Raw genomic sequence first — 16,779 nt, 5'->3', positions numbered from 1 at the left:
AATGGCGGTCAACAGGCTCAAACCACCCAGAAACCTGCGCATCGAGTTCAAACCGTCCCCACGGCAGTATGAACTCTGGAAACTGTTGCAACCGAACTATTGTCCCCATTGTGGCGGGGAGATCGAGCAAATCCTTATCGGTTATGACCAGCAAGGCAACCCTCAGTACAGGCCTCAATGCAGGCATTGCAAGTCGCAGAACCTGCCGCAGCTGATACTGGGAGGCGGAGCGGCCGGCGGCGGAAAATCGTATATCGGCAGCGTTTGGCTGGTGTCTTCATGTATTCGGTTCGAGAATATCCGTGCGGTGGTGGCCCGTAAGACACTCAAGTCGTTAAAGGAATCGACATGGAACACCATCAAGTCGATTCTGAAGGACTGGGGACTGAAAGAGGATACAAACTACAAGATAAACAACCTCGAAGGCACGCTCACATTCTGGAATGACTCGGTCATCATCATGAAGGAGATGGCGGATATCCCCAGCGACCCCAACTTCGAGCGTTTCGGCTCTTCGGAATATACCATCGCCATGGTGGATGAGGTGTCGGAAATCTCGGAACGGGCCGTCGAAGTACTGTTCTCCCGTCTCCGCTGGAGAACCCATGAGACATTCAAGACCCCGAGAATGCTGCTCACCACCAATCCGACGATTAACTGGGTGCGTTCCCGCTTCGTGCAGGACGAAAACGGAGACAAGGTCATCTGCCGCGAGGGTGAAGCGTATATACCTTTTTCCGTGTTTGACAACCCGAATATCGCTTTCCGTCAGGTGTACGAGGCGGCCCTGAACAAGATCCGGGATCAGGCGACAAAGGAACGCCTGCTCTATGGCAACTGGGATTTCGTGGAAGCCAACGATATGGCGATTTATAACAGTTTCGACGGCTCCCGGCATCTCGTTACCGGACTGAAAGAAAAAGCATACGATCCGACCAAGCCGCTCATCACGGTGTGGGACTTCAATGTTGCCCCCCAAATGTCGGTGCTCTCCGCACAAATAGACTATGAAAACAGGAAGGTCTATATACTGGAAGAGATACTCGGCAAGCCGGAGGAAAAGGAGAACAACACACCTGCGTTGGCACGGAAAGTACGCTTAAAACTTTACCGGGACAAGCATATCGGCGGAGTGGATGTGACCGGTGACCCTTCCGGGTTACAACGCTCCACCACCAACGAGGACGGCATCAACAACTATACCATCATCACGGACACTTTCGGCAGAGGAATCCTGCGACCGAAGGTAAAGCTATTACGCAAGCAGCCTCCGCAGGCTACACGGTGCGAGTTCGTCAACGAGGTATTCGGGGGCTATGAAGGCTGGGAGATACAAATCGATATCAAATGTCGCAAACTTACCCAGGATCTGATTTACCAGCTTCGTAACGAGGACGGTACCAAGAGCAAACAGAAGACCACCGACCCGAAAACCGGTGTCAAATATGAACGGTACGGGCACTTGTCCGACTGCCTTGACTACCTGCTCTGTTACTACCTGCGTGACAGCTGGTACAAGTTCAAGAGCGGAGGCGACGGGAACGGGTATGTGGTATCCACATCGGTAATTCAGGAAGGATTTTCATACTAATAACGGAACAAGGATATGTACAGACGGTTTCTCAATAATGACGACTATCTTGGGATAATTACTCCGGAAGCCCTGGCACAACTCACGCGGGGCAATGATGCACGATTCATCCAGGCGGAAGAATCGACGGAGATGAGTATCGTGGAATATTTGTCGGAGAACTACGAGATTGAAAAGGAACTTGCAAAAGGAAAATATATCGCCGAATACGACCGTCGGATTACCTATCCCGTGGGTGTGCATGTCTATTTCGAGGGACAAATCCATGAGGTGATACGCTCCGTCAGCGGCTATCGCAAGCCGGCAACGGTTGTCTATTGGGAAGAGAGTTCTGATATCCGTGTCGATGCGGGACAAGTTGTAAATTATTCCCAGTTCAACACCTATTATCCGGGAGATAAAGTGAATTATAACGGCATTGTTTATACTTGTCTTAATGAAAACGGGTACAAGTTCGATGATGTCCGTATCCCGTTGGTCGGCGGTTGGATCGAGGCGGAAGCCTCGTTATGGCAGCCTGTCGAGTATCCTCTGTGGGCAGTCGTCGAGTATGAAGGAGCATTCTATACTTTGATGACGCTTGAAGGTTTCGATTACAATCTTGACCCGATGGTTTCCGACTGCTGGGGAGCCATAGCCGATTACGATTCATCATACAATGCCTACGAATTGTCGGAACACGAATATGTAGTTTATGACGGACGGGTATTTTACCCGGAAACGGATGTGAACGCGGACACGCCGCAAGTCGGTCTAAACCTATCATTACACGATCCACGAAACTACAACCTCAAGAAGCATATGGTTCGATTGGCTATCTACGAGCTCACGAAACTCATTGCCCCGAATAATGTCAGTGTTGTCCGTATGCGCGATTACGAGGACAGCATGAAATGGCTTAATGATGCCGCCAAATTGCGACTTAATCCACAAATCCCCCGTAAAGTCGATGACACGAAAAAGCCGGTTACCGATTGGCAACTGGCTACTTTCCAAACAGATTATGACCCGTATCGAAACCCGTGGCTGACCTAAATAACAGTAAATACCGCTACCGGATTTGTTGTCGTAGTCTTTACCATGAACAAGAAACGAAATTACTGCTTGTTTGTTAGTTCCGTTTCCACAAGAGCCCCCCTGAACGGGTGGCAAGTTCCTTGTAATATGCCGCCAAAAGAAGATATAAATTTGGCCTTTTAGAATAATCCAATCTGCTATATTCCTTACTGCCTTTGCGGTATTTAATAATCTCAAGACATTGAATAATTATTTACTTGTTTTTGTGCCCGTTGGATTTAGGTTTGAATAAGGCATGAAGTCTTATCACGCACACCAACAATGTTTCATAATCAACATGAAAGTAGAGGCGTTCATCTTTCAGACTACATTGAAAGTGAATCCGATAGCGGCATGAAACGGTTCTCCCTACAGGACGGGCAGATGAGCAACTGCATGCTCTCTGCCCGTTTTCTATGGTACAAGGCAATTATAATAAAGCCATTTTTATTTTTCCCTGCACTACTGTCCCGTAAAAGTGGATAAATAGTTCTTTGAAATTATTGAAATATAGTCAATTACACGGTTTTTTGAAATGAAACGGACTTGATTTTGCAACTTTGCAGTCTAATACAAATGGCTGCTATGTTCCAAGACAAATACGTATTCTCTCAATTAACCGCTTTTCTGAACAGGACTCAGTTTAACAACTATGTTCGCAAGTATGGTGGCAACCGATATGTGAAACATTTCACTTGCTGGAATCAGATGCTCGCGATGATGTTTGGACAACTGAGTAACCGTGAGAGCCTGCGAGACTTAATCGTTGCTTTCGAGGCGCATAGGGCCAAGCAATATCATCTTGGGTTAGGTCGTGAACCGATAGCCAAGACAACTCTTGCGACAGCCAACCGGAACCGTGATTATAGAATTTTTGAAGAATTTGCATTCTATATGATGAAGGAAGCCTGCGAGAAGCGGACGACCAACATCCTTGACATTTCCGGAAAGAAATATGCGTTTGATTCAACAACGATTCCGTTATGTCTTGCAACATTCCCATGGGCAAAGTTCCGAAACAAGAAAGGAGGAGTTAAGGCTCATGTCTTATATGACATTGAAGCACAAGTTCCTGCCTTCTATACCGTAACCACTGCATCAAAGCATGATTCTACATTACTGTCTTCAATCCATTATGAACCAAATGCTTATTATATCTTCGACAGGGCTTATGATTCCTTTAAAGAACTCTATAAGATACATCTTACAGACTCTTTCTTTGTTGTCAGAGCCAAGACGAATTTAAAGTATAAGACAGTCCAATGGAAGCGAAGAATGCCAAAGAATATAATGACAGATGCGGAAGTGAAACTGACCGGCTATCTCTCCGAGAAGAAATATCCTGAGTCATTCAGACTCGTCCGATATTACGATGAAGAAGATGACCGTGAGTTCACTTTTTTGACAAATGCAAAACAACTTTCTGCACTGGATATCGCCAATCTTTATAAGAAAAGATGGTTAATCGAGCTGTTCTTCAAATGGCTCAAGCAGCATCTCAAGATAAAGAAATTTTGGGGCACAACAGAGAACGCTGTTCGCATACAAATCAGTGTGGCTATTATCACATACTGCCTTGTGGCTATTGTCCAACATGATATGAAGTTGAAACGCTCAACCTATGAAGTTTTGCAAATTCTCAGCATATCATTGACTGACAAAACCCACTTGCGTGACCTGTTCGATAAGACTAATTTCAATGATGTCAAAGATCTAAATAATCCCCTTATTCCGGGGCTATTTGATTAATTGTTTAACTCGTCCCATTTTAACGGGACACTAATGTTTTCCCTGAAAAAAGTGTCGGTTATTTCATTGCAGAACAAAACATTTTTCTATTTTTGTATTTGAAGAAGTATTCACTCTAATAAACTGATATGTATGACAATGGATACATTGTAAAATGTCGCTCGATTTTAACAAATGATATTTGTTTGAGCGAAGCTTCGCATAAAGCGGACGTTTTTCTTGTGTGCATTAGTTACCTTACATATTCCCTTAAAAAGTGTATTAATAATTTGGCAGTGTGGAAAATTCGTGTAAACACACACACACACACACACACAATTATCGCGCGTCAATATATAATAAAACATTTAATTTACAATGGATTACCGGAATCAATTATCCGGGGTTATCCTTGTCTTACGACAAAAGTTCCTATAAATACTCATCCTCTGCCATATTGTCTCAAAAAAGGCAGGATATTTTTATGGTCCGACGGTACTGGGGAGCGTTCTCTGCGCCCGAATATCGTCGGTTTTTTGTTTCCACCCATAACAGTCTGAAATCTCTTTTAGTGTTTAAGTATCTATGATTGGAATATATGGAAATAAACAAACCATGCCTGAATCCCAGAAAAAAGAACTTTTTTCCGCAGGTATTACCTATATGGTAAGTGGCGAATATGCCTTTGCCTTCTCCTGTTTCACGCAGGCAGGAAAGTCTGACCTGCCGACACTTTACAACAAGGCGTTATGCTACTACTACCTTGCTCTGTATAATGACTGCCGTTCCCTGCTGTTGGAAGCGGAGAGGCTGCTGCCACCGTTAACGGAACGTCTGCCGGAAAACCTGCCGGAAGCCGTCCTCCGCTGGGAATACGAAAAAAGCCCTGCCGGTTGTCCCATGCCGGAGGATGCTCCCGATAACCTCGCCGCCGTACAACTGTTGAGGCTGAAAGCGAAAGTGTCGGCCAGACTGCACCTGCACACGGAGGTGCGGACTATCCACGCCCGTTTGGGCAATAAATATCAACACATTGAAGAACTGATAAAAAACATACAACCATGAAATACAGTGACATATACAGACTTTATTCGACAAGTCAGCCGAAGGATGCAATTCATCAGGCGCTCCGGGAAGTGCCCGTCGATGACAGCGACGAACAGTACGAAGACCGTTCTCCGTTGCATCTTGCCTGCCAGTATGGAGACACGGAGGGGGTCAAGATACTTCTTGAACGTGATGCCGAACCCAACACGAAGGATGCAAACGGTTCCACCCCGATTCATATCCTCGGCAGAACCAGTGCCGGCTGTGCAGATGAAGACAAACTGAAAGAAATAGCCGTCATGCTCATAGAACAAGGAGCGAATATACCGCGTTCGGCCAAGAATACGACGGCCCTTATCGAGTGCATAAGGAACCGTCATTTCAAGATGGCGGAAGCGATCATAGATTCCGGAGCACGCGTCAACTCAACCGACCTTAACGGCGAGAACGTGCTTTTCGGTTTTTGTGCCGCTTCAGGCGACATCAGAAGGGATATCCGGTTCGCGAAAAAGGAACTGGACGAATCCGTACAATACCGTTACCCCGAAAACAAGATAGAGGAAATCAGGAGCAGGATTGCAAGGCTGGAGGATGATGGCGAAACCGCCTACCGACTTGCCAGAAGGCTTGTTGAAGAAGACAAGGCCGATCCGGAAGACAAGTCAAACAGTGGAAAGACAGCCTGGGATGCCGCCATAGAGAACAAGGCGATGAAGATCGCGGCCTTCCTTTCCGGAAGCGACCCCGATGTTGACGAACTTTCGGCCTTGCACGGCAACATGGACATATTCCAGGCTATGTACATGAAGGATATGGAGGCACTGGATGCCATTCTGCGTTCGGGTGCAGACCTGCAGACGGTGTGTGAGCACAAGGATATGTATGACTTTGAAAGCAAGTCGCCCCTCGCTTGTGCGTTCAGTTGGTTTGACAGCATACAGGATGCTCCGGCCATGATTCTGAACGGCGGAGCGAATCCGAATTACCGTTTCCCGAATGAAGAGACGGCTTTTTCGGTATGGGTGAGTAAGGACTATTTCTGCAAGGATACCGAGGTTTACAAGGGGCTGCTTGACCTGATGAAGGAAAAAGGCTGGAATCCCGAGCTTCCTGTTGATACGGAAGGCAACACGGCACTTGCCCTTTCCTGCCGCCATACCGGCTACAGGTTGGGTAAAACGGCATTCGGTTGGCTGCTCAAGGGAAAGGCCGACCCCAACGCCGCCAATCTTTCCGGCCAAACTCCCATGATGATTCTCTTCGGTGGTCATAAGGCGAACGAAAAATATGTGCCTTACGGCTGGTCAGCCGGTTCTGACGACCCCACGGAAATCCTCGAAAAGCTTCTCGAAGCCGGAGCTGACGTGAACAAGACGGACAACCGGGGAAACACCCTCCTGCATTATGTGGCGGCATGTTGTCGTGACAGCATGGCACAGAAAGCGATTGAACTCCTGCTGGACTTCAAGCTGCCTGACGTAAATGCCGTAAACAATGAAGGCAAAACGGCCATGGACGTGGCGGCAGACTACAACAATGACAATCTCGTAAGACTATTATTGAAATATTCTTAAACAAAGATATATGGACAACAACCAGACATTTCTCAATGCTTGCCGAAACGGGCAGAAAAGCATTGTCCAGATATTCCTGAAAAAGGGAGGAATTGACATCAACAAAAGGGATCAGGAAGGAAACACTGCTCTTTATTATGCCTGTCAGAAAGGTTACAGGGACATAGTGGCTCTGCTTCTTGACAACGATGCCGACGCGTCATGTATCAACAACCGTTCCGAAAGCCCGCTCCACGCGGCGGCACGGAGCGGCAACAAGGAAATCCTCGGGAAGCTGCTCCAGAAGGGGGCCGACATCAACGTGACGGACAATGAAGGACGAACCCCGCTAATATGCCTGCTTGACAACAAGCGTACAGATGCCGCCCTTTTCCTGATGGATCAGGGAGCCGATACGGAGGTCGCCGATGCCTCCGGCCACAAGGCCATCGACTATGCCACAGCCCACGGGCTGCGGGAAGTGGTCGCCCGACTCTCGTGCGGGAATGACCGGGATGCACGTGGCAACACCCCGCTTCATCAGGCCGTGTATAACGGACAGGGTGAAATTGTCCGCACGCTGCTCCTGTCAGACAAGTCCATGCTTGACTCGACGAATGACGGCGGAGAGACTCCGCTGATACTCGCCTGTATGCAGGGGAATCTTGTCATGGTCAACCTTCTTCTCGGGACCGGAGCCGATCCCGGCAAAGCTATGCTGAGCGGCAATGCCCCGATACATTACGCGGCCATTTCAGGTAACCGCTTTATAGGCGAGGCTCTGCTGAAGGCCAAAGCTGCGGTTGACGCACAGAATGACAACGGGGAAACCCCGCTTATTCTTGCAGCCAAGGAGGGCCACAACGATTTTGTGTCCGTCCTGCTTGAATTTCACGCGAATGTTAGCATCTCAGACAACCTCCAGCACACCGCCCTGTACTATGCAGGAGAGCGCGGCTTCAACGAAATCGTGGAAAAACTTCTTGAAAACGGAGCGGAATAAACAGGTAAGATATTCATTAACAAATTTAATATTAGAAAGATATGGCAGAAGAAACCAAGAAGACACCTCAGACACCCGAGGAAATCGCAAGAGAAGCACAGGCTCAGGCCATGAAAGCAGCACTGGAACAGGCGCAAGCCTTGTATGGCAACGTACCCGGATTTGAAGGCACCGACCTGATGAAGATGCATGAAAAGCTGATGCAGGACTCGGCCGAGATGTTCCCGGGAGTTGCGGAGGCACAGGCATACCAGGCAAAGATGATGGCAGAATCCGCCCAGGATCCCGAGGCGATAATGGAGACCTACAGCAAAAACATCGAGTTCGCAGGGAACATGATGCAGCAGGCAATGAATGCCGGATTCATGCCGGAAGGTTTACCGGATTTCTCGGACGGTTTTGACGTATATGCAGGTTGGGAAATCACCCGCAAGGGCGACAACAGCCTGACACCTGAACAGAACAGACTTCTGGCTTATGGGGCACCTCTGTTCCTATACAACGATGACAACGTGGACTCCCTTGAAAGTACAGCAGGCACGGACACCCTTAAGGAAATGCTTGAGGAATGGTGGGAAGTTACTGACAGGAAGAGTGCCCTGGAGACCATCTCATGGCTGCTGAACGAAGGCCAACATGCCGGTGCGGATCCGGCCTTGACTGAAATCCGCCAGCGTGGAATCGAGGCCATCACCGAGGAAGAAAAGGCGGACGAGGACAGCAAGATCGGCGATGCGTTCACGATAGCTGAATTTGTAATGGGAGTAAATGAAACGACGGAAGCGGACCTGCCCGAAACCGTGCTGGCATGGGACCTTGTACGTGCCGTGAACATGGCCCGTTGGGCTTTCATCTGCGGCTACATCAATGAAGACGAAATGTGGGAAGCCATCAGAACCACTGCCGGCATAGCCAAGGAATCCTTCAATTCGTGGGAAGAATACGGCAACAGCTTTGCCGTGGGACGCGGAATATGGAGAGGCGAAACAGATGACTACGAGACTGCGGATGAAGTCGTGGGAGCGCTTCTCAATAAAGAAGATTCCCCTTGGAAGGCAATCGAATGGTAGAATCCGAAAAAAATAGGATCAACAATATCTTAAAAGTTTTACGATTATGGCACTTTTCAAAAATGCAGCAACAGAATGGGAGAAAACCATGACAGAGAATGATCTTGACCAAATGGAAGCACAAGGTCTTGACGTAAGTAAATACAGGGAGAAACTGGCCGCACGGCGTGCAAAGGAGGCCGAAGAAGCCAAGCGAGACAGGGAACTGTACAAGAACCCGACACAGCTTGACAAGATGAAACCGTACATGCAGACGCCACGCAGTTCTGAGACCGAGTTCTTCAAGAAACTTGCAGGAAAGGCACCATGGCTGGGCAAAAGCAAGTGGTTGAGAAAATTCACGGAAGGATATATCGTTTACGCGGGGATTGTCAGTGCCCCGGCAGAGGCGTGGAAAGGCGTGAAGCACAAGGACGACTCTTTCCATGGTATTGGCATATACGCACTGGACAAGGGACACATGAACGATGTGGAATGGCTGAAGAGAGTGATGGAAAAGCTGCGCAACATGTGTGAAGGCAGGCAGCCGGTAGCTCCCGGATGTGAGGGCGTAGTCAGTCTTGCCAAGGAGGAGGACTGCTGGTCAACCGTGAAACTGAGTGGTGAAATCGTGGAAGGCGCCGATGTGGAAGTAAGGAAACTTGTCCTTTATTACAAGGAACTTCCCCAAGGCTATCTTCCTTCAGACGGCATCGTCCCCCACTTCTACTGGGAAGGGACAATCAGAGTCATACCGGCTGAATTGTATGTCTAAATCCATCTGAAAATATGATTATAGCCGTTATATGTATTATCGTGGTACTGCTCATAATTATTTTATGGGCAGTATTCACTAACAACAGCCTTATTGCAAAGAAGAACCGGGTCAAGCAATGCAGAAGCGGTATCTGCGTGGTCCTCAAACAGAGGAATAACCTGATCCCCAATCTTGTCGCATCCGTAAAGGCATACATGGGGCACGAGAATGAGATTCTCACCCGCATTGCCGATTTGCGGTCAAGGGCTTCGAACGCTACAGAGTCCGAGCAGATAAAAAGCGGTACGGAAATGTCCTCGCTTCTGTCAAGACTGAATGTGGCGGTGGAAGACTACCCGGAGCTGAAGGCGAACCAGCAGTTCCTTCATCTTCAGGTCCAGATCGAGGACATGGAGAATGAGCTGCAGGCAATCCGGCGCACCTACAATGCCGCTGCTACCGATTATAACAATTACATTGAAATGTTTCCGTCGTCGATAATCGCATCCTGGCGCAAGCATGAGCAGCAGGAGTTGATAGAGTTCCCGGAAAGTGAGATCAAGGAAGTGAAAGTGGGAGAATTATTCAAGTAAAGCATGGAAGAAAGTCAGAATATAGATTTCAAGGGCATTTCCCTTCACATGAAGAAAGAGATGTCCCGTATCAGGATGCTCCGGATTGTGTTCCGCATCCTGACCTCCATTGTCTATCTGTGTACCGTCGTGTGGTTCGGTTTCTGTATCTTCGGCGGATTCCTCGTGGACCGTACTGACTATGAGACTTCCGTCACCACGGGAAAATACCTCATGATAGGCTTTGCCGTATTTTTTGTACTTCATTTCGCATTCATGAAATGTTTTGCCGCGCTGAACAAGAGGGAAACCTACACGATGGCCCACATCATCTACCTGCTGTTCCCGGGAGCAAGGTACAATCCTTCCGGTTCCATACAGCCGAAAGTCTTTGCGGACAGCCGCCTGTTCGGAACGGCATTGTCATCGGGCAATTCGGTAAGTTCGACCTGTTACGGCCGTCTTGACATTCCCGTCGGAAATGACATGATGACTGTCGTGGATGCCGGTGTGACTTCAGCCAATTCGAAAGATTTCTCGGCCTTCAACTTCCTTGAAGTGCCGTACCAGTATTTTATCCGTCCGATATTCGGAGTCAGGATAGAGAGCACGATGCACAGTTTCAGGGGCATGTTCGGGTGCTGCAAGCTGAACCGCACCTTCAGGGGCTACGTGATGCTGCTGCCCGACCATCTGGAAAACAAAATCGGCTACCTGGCGCAAACAATCCAGGGAATGAAGGAAAAGTACGGGGCAAAATTCGTACATTTGGAAGACCCGGAGTTCGAGAGGCATTTTGCCGTGTACGCGGATGACGAGGTGGAAGCCCGCATGGTGCTCACCCCGGCGATGATGCGGAAGCTGACCGCCCTGCGGAAATCCTTCAGCCGTGACCTGATGCTCTCCTTCAACGGGAACATGTTCTACTACGCATCCGACACTCCGGACGGTTTCTTACGTCCCGGCAGGAAGTCGCTGGATGACGAACATCTGCTGGAACAACTGTACAGGGAGGTGAACTTCTGTCTCACTGTAGAAAATGGAATCAAATAATCAACAATAATCGAAAACGAATAAAAAGAATTACAACATGAGCGAACTTAAAAATCTGTCAGCCATTCTTGAAGGAGGTGCTGTTCCGGCCGGTTATAACGGGAAAGCAATCGGCAAATTGTCTAAGACATACCTCAAACTGGAAAACCGCAAAGTAGTAAACCTCTATCCCATCAGAACCGTGATGCACGAAGACAGCCGCTATTGCCTGTATGCCTGCCCGTTGAAAGGGACTGAAATTGACGAGGCCACCCTTCAGAGCATCAAGGCTGAAGTGGATACGCTGGAAATCGGTGAAATCCGTTATGATTCCGTACAGTCCTGTGGCTATGACTATTACATAGTAGATCCTGATACAGGCCGTCATATACTGACAGGACAACGGGATATGGATTCGGTAATGGAAATAAGCGATCATTATGACGGCGTCATCCTGTTCAGCAAATCGGTATTCTCGCCAAGAAAGGCCAATCAGCTTGATTGTGCCTATGCCTTGATCGGCATTGAAAAACAGCCCAACGAGTTCAAGATAGAGGCTATTCCTAATAGCGCGATAGGCCAAGCACCTACGATACTGGAATTTGAAGCTCCGCAGGAATCGCCTGCTGTCGAAAAATACAGGTCGGCCATGACGGTCCTGTCCATAATCATCACCGCGGCTCTGCTTATCTGGTACTTTTTCATAAAATAATATCACCGAACGAATAACTTCACTAATATCCGAATATGGCTACATTCAATTATTCTTCCAAATCGTCCATCAAGGACAATCTGACTGAAATCCTTGTCGGTGCCGGACTGATAATAGTACCGGTAGTTTATCCTTTCGGTATAAAAGTCGGTACACTTCGCATCCTCGGACCGTTACCAACAGCCATCATCCTTGCCCTTGTCGGACTGTACATGCTGTTCAGAGCCTGGCGGAAGATACATAAGGCCCGCAAGTTGGCTGCCAAAAGCTGTATCATCACGGTTGACGGCGATAAGGTGACATACCCGGTCATCGTGAAAGGAAATGTTGAGATGCGTTCTTTTACATTGTCGGAAATATCCAGTTCAAACTACAATTACGACAATGGTATTCTGACAATCACCCTCGCCAACGGCTCAACGGCCAAATTTGACGTTGATTTCTTTGACGGACTGCCACAGCTTAAAGAATTTGCGGCGCTCTTGAAAAAATAAACCGGTGAGATATGGAATGGTTGGATAAAATAAAGGATTTTCCGAATCTGATACAGCAGGAACCCCGCTACGGCTATCTGGTCGTGGCGGGCCTGCTTCTGATATGGCTTGTCGGTGTCATCTGTGGCTGGAAGTGGACGTATTCCCGTCCGGGTAGTACAGGAGGTAACTTCTGGATGAATCTGCTCGGTCCGAAAACTTTCCGGTTCTGGCTGGGAGTGATTCTTGCCGTCGGGATAGGACTGTCTCTGTACCTGTTCTCTATTTCCGGCAAATAGCTGAGTGCTCTTTCCCGGATGCCACCTGTAAACTTAAAAAGTGATTGAGTATGAAAACAATTCCAATTATAACCTTCTTCCTGTGCACGGTGATGTATGCCCATGCACAGCTTAACATCGTTCCCAAGAACGATGGACTGAAAGAGTACACGGTGACAAATGCCCACCCCTATGACAGCCTGACGAACGTGGAGAAGCGGAGTTTCACTTCCCTTCCGGGACAGACCCTGTACATGCATGGGGTAAAAAATGACAGGAACGGCTACTGGGATGCTTTCTACACGGTCAATTTCCTTACCGGGGATGACCGAACGGTGTACAAGGCGGTCAACATCAGTACCACCCCTTCTAAAGAGGTAGTGGGGAAATATTACGAGGTAGTGAAGGTCTGGACAAAGACAGACTACCTGTCGGCTGGATGCTGCCTGCTGCTCCGTGAAAAAGAAAGCGGTGATGAGATGTATTACAACCCATTCAGGTATCCGCTGAGCATGACCTGTATAGGGTATTATGAGAAACTGAAACGCTTTGTCGGACAGACATTCCTGTCACTTGCCAAGGCCGTCGAGACCGAGGACGGTCAGGTAATCACCCCGGCTGAAGGTGCGGAGTACCGTTGTGTGGACATCGGCCTGAAGATGAACAGTGACGGGGCGTTTCTGCTGATGGAAGGTGCTGACGGTGTCCGTGTGGAAGCATTTCCTATAGGCGGTGACGAGGTGTACGAGTTTGTAAGCACGGCACGTATCGGCCAGCTGGAAAAACGGTACGGCGAGAAATACGGGAAGCTGATTGCCTTCCGCAAGGTCGATACCGGCATGACGAGGGAAATGGTCATCGCCGCGTGGGGCGAACCATACCACAAATCGGAAGTCAAGAAGGAAGGCAGGACTCTGGAGACATTGCGCTTTTCCGACAACCGCTATGTTGAACTGCTTGACGGGGAAGTACAGTATGTGCGCATCTATTGAACGGAGCGCAACCTTTATCTGTAAAGTCACAGGCAGGGCCTGCATTTATCGTATATTAACAGATGAAAGTACCAAGGAATCAGGGTAAAATACCTATCTTGCGCAAGAATCTTCAATAATTGACGACTCAAAAAGAAAGAACTATATGGAAAAGGATAATATCAAAGGATGCTTTGTCTCGTCCGTGTTGCTTTCACAAAATCAATGGGACAAGAAACAGTTCATCCATGACTTCGAGGAAGACTGGGGAATCGTCCTTACCGATGACGACGACAACGGGGACGTACTTGTCGGAATGTTCAGCGGCATGACATTGGCAATAGCCATCATGCCCGGTCCCGTACCCAACGGAGAAGCGGAACACTATGCACAGGGCAACTACCTGTGGAAAGATGCAACAGAAGTGGCACGACAACACGAGGCTCATATCCTCGTATCCGTGACCGGAGACCAATCCAACCTGCTGGAGAGAGCCAAACTGTTCACCAGAGCCACGTCTTCCTGCCTGAAACAGTCCTACGCTACAGCGGTATATACCGACGGTATGGTGTTCCAACCCGAATTTTACAGGGATATGGCCGCACTCCTGCAAGAAGATGAACTGCCCGTCATGGACTGGGTATGGTTCGGCATCTACCGCACACAGAAAGGAATCCCCGGCATCTATACCTACGGACTGAGAAAATTCGGGAAAGAGGAAATCGAAGTGTATGCCCCTGCCGATCTGAGTGACATCCGTGATTTCCTAATGGACATCGTGCATTATATCCTGTCGGATGATGTCACCTTGCAGGACGGGGAAACCATAGGATGCTCCGAAGAACAGAAACTTGCCATCACGCTTAGCGAAGGCATCGCTTTGGACGGCATGACATTGAAACTTGAATATCCGGACGAATGAGAAAGGTAAAGGGAAACATAAGAAAAATGCTTGCGGCCATCGTTCTCACGCTGCTGTGTTGTTCTGCCTTCGCACAGCGGATCGTGGAATCCGGTGACTTGCGAACCACCACGGACGAACAGCATGGAACAGTCGTCCATTATCTGAAGGGCGGAAAACGTCCGCTATCGGGCAAATTCCGTATCTTGCGGGGGCAGGATGAGGAAATAGTGCATTTTTCCAAAGGGGTTATGCAGGGCGAGTACAGGCGTTTCCGCAACGGCAGCCTGCGGGAAAAGGGCAAGTATACCGACGGCAGACGGCATGGTCTGTTCGTTTCCTATCATCAGGACGGAAAGACACCGCAACGGGAAGCACCCATGCAGTACGGGAAGATAGACGGTACGGTAAGGACATGGTTCAGCGACGGGAAGCCGGACATGGTTCAGGAATATAGGCAGGGCAAGCGGAACGGCAAGGAACAACGCTTTGACCCGAAAAGCGGCAAGCAGATCTACGAGGCAAACTATACCGACGACCGGAAAGAGGGAAAACAATGGAAAATCAGCGAGGATACCACCGAGAGATGGGTCAGCAAAACCGTCAGCCACTATAAGAACGGCGAACTGGACGGCCCCTACGAATACACGGCCCACCTACATGGCAAGCTGTACGCCTACAAATCCGGCTCGTACAAGAACGGCTACAAGCACGGTTCGTGGAAAGAAATCGACCGGGACGATATCGCAGTCCAAGGCGAATACACCGAGGGACGCGAGACGGGACACTGGATACGATATGATATCATAAGCGGAGAAATCCTGAACGAGTGGGACCGGTAAAATTTAAAAAACATGGAAATATATACTCCAAAACCCAAAATCAAACTTTCTCCTGTGGTAAGAAACGGGAGAGAATTTGTCGAAGTGACTTTCGGTAATGACAATGACATCCGCTTGTCGCTGTCGAAGGAAGAAAACGTACTGCTTGTCGGTGGCAGAGCTTATCTGCCGGCAGAGAATTTCGTGCTTGCCGAGTTCTTCGACCGCTATGTGAAAATGGCGTTTATAGACTATTCCGCCATCAAGGAAACCGCACCCCGTAAAGAGGAAGACAAACGGCCGCCACTGCCGGAAGGTTATCTGGAAAAACTCCAGCAAGTGCGTTACAGTGACCATACCGTAAGGGTATATACCTCCTATTTCCGCGATTTCCAACAATATTTCGAGGGGCGTAAGATTGAAACGGTTACTCCCGACGAGATAAACGACTACCTGCTGTATCTCATCCATGAGAAAAACATATCCTCCTGCCAGCAAAACCAGCGTATCAACGCCATCAAGTTCTATTACGAGAAAGTTCTCGGTCAGGAACGGCGGTGTTACAAGGTGAACCGTGCCAAACGGGAGAAGACGCTGCCCGACGTGTTGAGCAAGGAGGAAATAAAGAAAATACTCGACGTGACAGTGACAGACCTGCGTTTCTTCTGTATGTTCTCCATACTCTACTCCGCAGGGTTGCGCATCAGCGAACTGCTGGAACTGAAACCCGGCGACATCAACGAACCCCGCTCCCTGATACGGGTGCGTCAGGGAAAGGGCAAGAAGGACCGCTACACCCTGCTGTCAAAACCGTTGATGAAAAAGCTGACGGAATATAACAGACTATACAAACCGAAAGTGTGGCTCTTTGAACACAGACCGGGCGAACCTTTCACCGAGAGTATCGTGTCGAAACGGTTGAAGGCTGCGGCTCGGGAAGCGGGAATCACGAAACGGATTTATCCGCACCTGCTGCGCCATTCGTTCGCCACCCACTTGCTGGAGCAAGGAACCGACATCAAAATTGTGAAAGAGCTTATGGGACATAACAACATCAAGACAACGGAAAGGTATGTCCACATAGCCGACACTTTCAAAAGCAATATCAAAAGCCCGTTGGACGATCTGTTGATGGAGGAAGACGAGGTCTGATACTTAAAGAAAATAACAACCAAATCGGCTGATAGTATAACGTTAGTGATTATGAATCAAAAAAAGGAAATATTAGAAAAATT

Annotated in this window: 17 protein-coding genes; all 17 read left to right on the top strand. The window is 48.6% G+C overall.

Annotated features, from left to right (window positions below):
• The first annotated feature begins 1 nt into the window (after position 1).
• The 17 genes from DXD68_RS21040 to DXD68_RS20955 all read left to right on the top strand — a co-directional run bounded on the left by DXD68_RS21040 (position 2) and on the right by DXD68_RS20955 (position 16,696).
• Positions 2-1,591 (top strand): phage terminase large subunit, encoded by a 1,590-nt coding sequence (locus DXD68_RS21040; RefSeq protein ID WP_004303996.1) that lies wholly within the window; start codon positions 2-4, stop codon positions 1,589-1,591.
• 15 nt (positions 1,592-1,606) lie between these two features.
• On the top strand, positions 1,607-2,626 hold the full coding sequence (locus DXD68_RS21035) for a hypothetical protein (RefSeq protein ID WP_122363445.1): 1,020 nt from the start codon (positions 1,607-1,609) through the stop codon (positions 2,624-2,626).
• Between the two features lie 606 nt (positions 2,627-3,232).
• A complete protein-coding gene (locus DXD68_RS21025; RefSeq protein ID WP_008675277.1) occupies positions 3,233-4,396 on the top strand; it encodes an IS4 family transposase in 1,164 nt (387 codons plus the stop codon).
• Positions 4,397-4,960: 564 nt separating this feature from the next.
• Positions 4,961-5,440, top strand: coding sequence for a hypothetical protein (locus tag DXD68_RS21020; protein ID WP_233577266.1), 480 nt, complete (start codon positions 4,961-4,963; stop codon positions 5,438-5,440).
• Positions 5,437-6,996, top strand: a complete 1,560-nt coding sequence (locus DXD68_RS21015; RefSeq protein ID WP_009316598.1) for an ankyrin repeat domain-containing protein — start codon at positions 5,437-5,439, stop codon at positions 6,994-6,996. Before DXD68_RS21020 ends, DXD68_RS21015 begins: the two co-directional genes overlap by 4 nt.
• 10 nt (positions 6,997-7,006) lie before the next feature.
• Entirely contained in the window at positions 7,007-7,978 is a 972-nt protein-coding gene (locus DXD68_RS21010; RefSeq protein ID WP_009316597.1) for an ankyrin repeat domain-containing protein, read from the top strand.
• 41 nt (positions 7,979-8,019) lie between these two features.
• Positions 8,020-9,048, top strand: a complete 1,029-nt coding sequence (locus DXD68_RS21005; RefSeq protein ID WP_009316596.1) for a DUF1266 domain-containing protein — start codon at positions 8,020-8,022, stop codon at positions 9,046-9,048.
• A 247-nt stretch (positions 9,049-9,295) separates the two neighbouring features.
• Complete coding sequence (locus tag DXD68_RS21000; protein ID WP_233577265.1) at positions 9,296-9,802, top strand: hypothetical protein; 507 nt, start codon at positions 9,296-9,298, stop codon at positions 9,800-9,802.
• A gap of 14 nt (positions 9,803-9,816) precedes the next feature.
• Positions 9,817-10,377: a LemA family protein gene (locus tag DXD68_RS20995; protein ID WP_009316594.1), complete on the top strand. Its 561-nt coding sequence runs from the start codon at positions 9,817-9,819 to the stop codon at positions 10,375-10,377.
• Positions 10,378-10,380: 3 nt separating this feature from the next.
• Positions 10,381-11,409, top strand: a complete 1,029-nt coding sequence (locus DXD68_RS20990; protein WP_004328545.1) for a DUF3137 domain-containing protein — start codon at positions 10,381-10,383, stop codon at positions 11,407-11,409.
• Positions 11,410-11,446: 37 nt separating this feature from the next.
• Positions 11,447-12,100 carry a hypothetical protein gene (locus DXD68_RS20985; RefSeq protein ID WP_004328544.1) on the top strand — a complete coding sequence of 218 codons (654 nt, stop codon included), beginning with the start codon at positions 11,447-11,449 and terminating at the stop codon, positions 12,098-12,100.
• Between the two features lie 35 nt (positions 12,101-12,135).
• A complete protein-coding gene (locus DXD68_RS20980) occupies positions 12,136-12,594 on the top strand; it encodes a hypothetical protein (protein WP_009316593.1) in 459 nt (152 codons plus the stop codon).
• A gap of 11 nt (positions 12,595-12,605) precedes the next feature.
• Positions 12,606-12,872, top strand: coding sequence for an immunity 17 family protein (locus tag DXD68_RS20975; RefSeq protein WP_004328542.1), 267 nt, complete (start codon positions 12,606-12,608; stop codon positions 12,870-12,872).
• Between the two features lie 50 nt (positions 12,873-12,922).
• Positions 12,923-13,843: a hypothetical protein gene (locus tag DXD68_RS20970; RefSeq protein WP_004328541.1), complete on the top strand. Its 921-nt coding sequence runs from the start codon at positions 12,923-12,925 to the stop codon at positions 13,841-13,843.
• A 145-nt stretch (positions 13,844-13,988) separates the two neighbouring features.
• Complete coding sequence (locus tag DXD68_RS20965) at positions 13,989-14,744, top strand: DUF4261 domain-containing protein (protein ID WP_009316592.1); 756 nt, start codon at positions 13,989-13,991, stop codon at positions 14,742-14,744.
• Between the two features lie 98 nt (positions 14,745-14,842).
• The gene (locus DXD68_RS20960; RefSeq protein WP_224241383.1) at positions 14,843-15,565 is read left to right on the top strand and encodes a toxin-antitoxin system YwqK family antitoxin; all 723 of its coding nucleotides are present in this window, start codon (positions 14,843-14,845) and stop codon (positions 15,563-15,565) included.
• 12 nt (positions 15,566-15,577) lie between these two features.
• Entirely contained in the window at positions 15,578-16,696 is a 1,119-nt protein-coding gene (locus DXD68_RS20955; RefSeq protein WP_009316590.1) for a tyrosine-type recombinase/integrase, read from the top strand.
• Positions 16,697-16,779: the final 83 nt, after the last annotated feature.

Source organism: Parabacteroides sp. TM07-1AC (assembly GCF_003480915.1).
In the GTDB taxonomy this organism is placed as follows: Bacteria; Bacteroidota; Bacteroidia; order Bacteroidales; family Tannerellaceae; genus Parabacteroides; species Parabacteroides chongii.
Note: the sequence above shows the minus strand (reverse complement) of the source record. Positions and strands in the feature narration are given on the sequence as shown.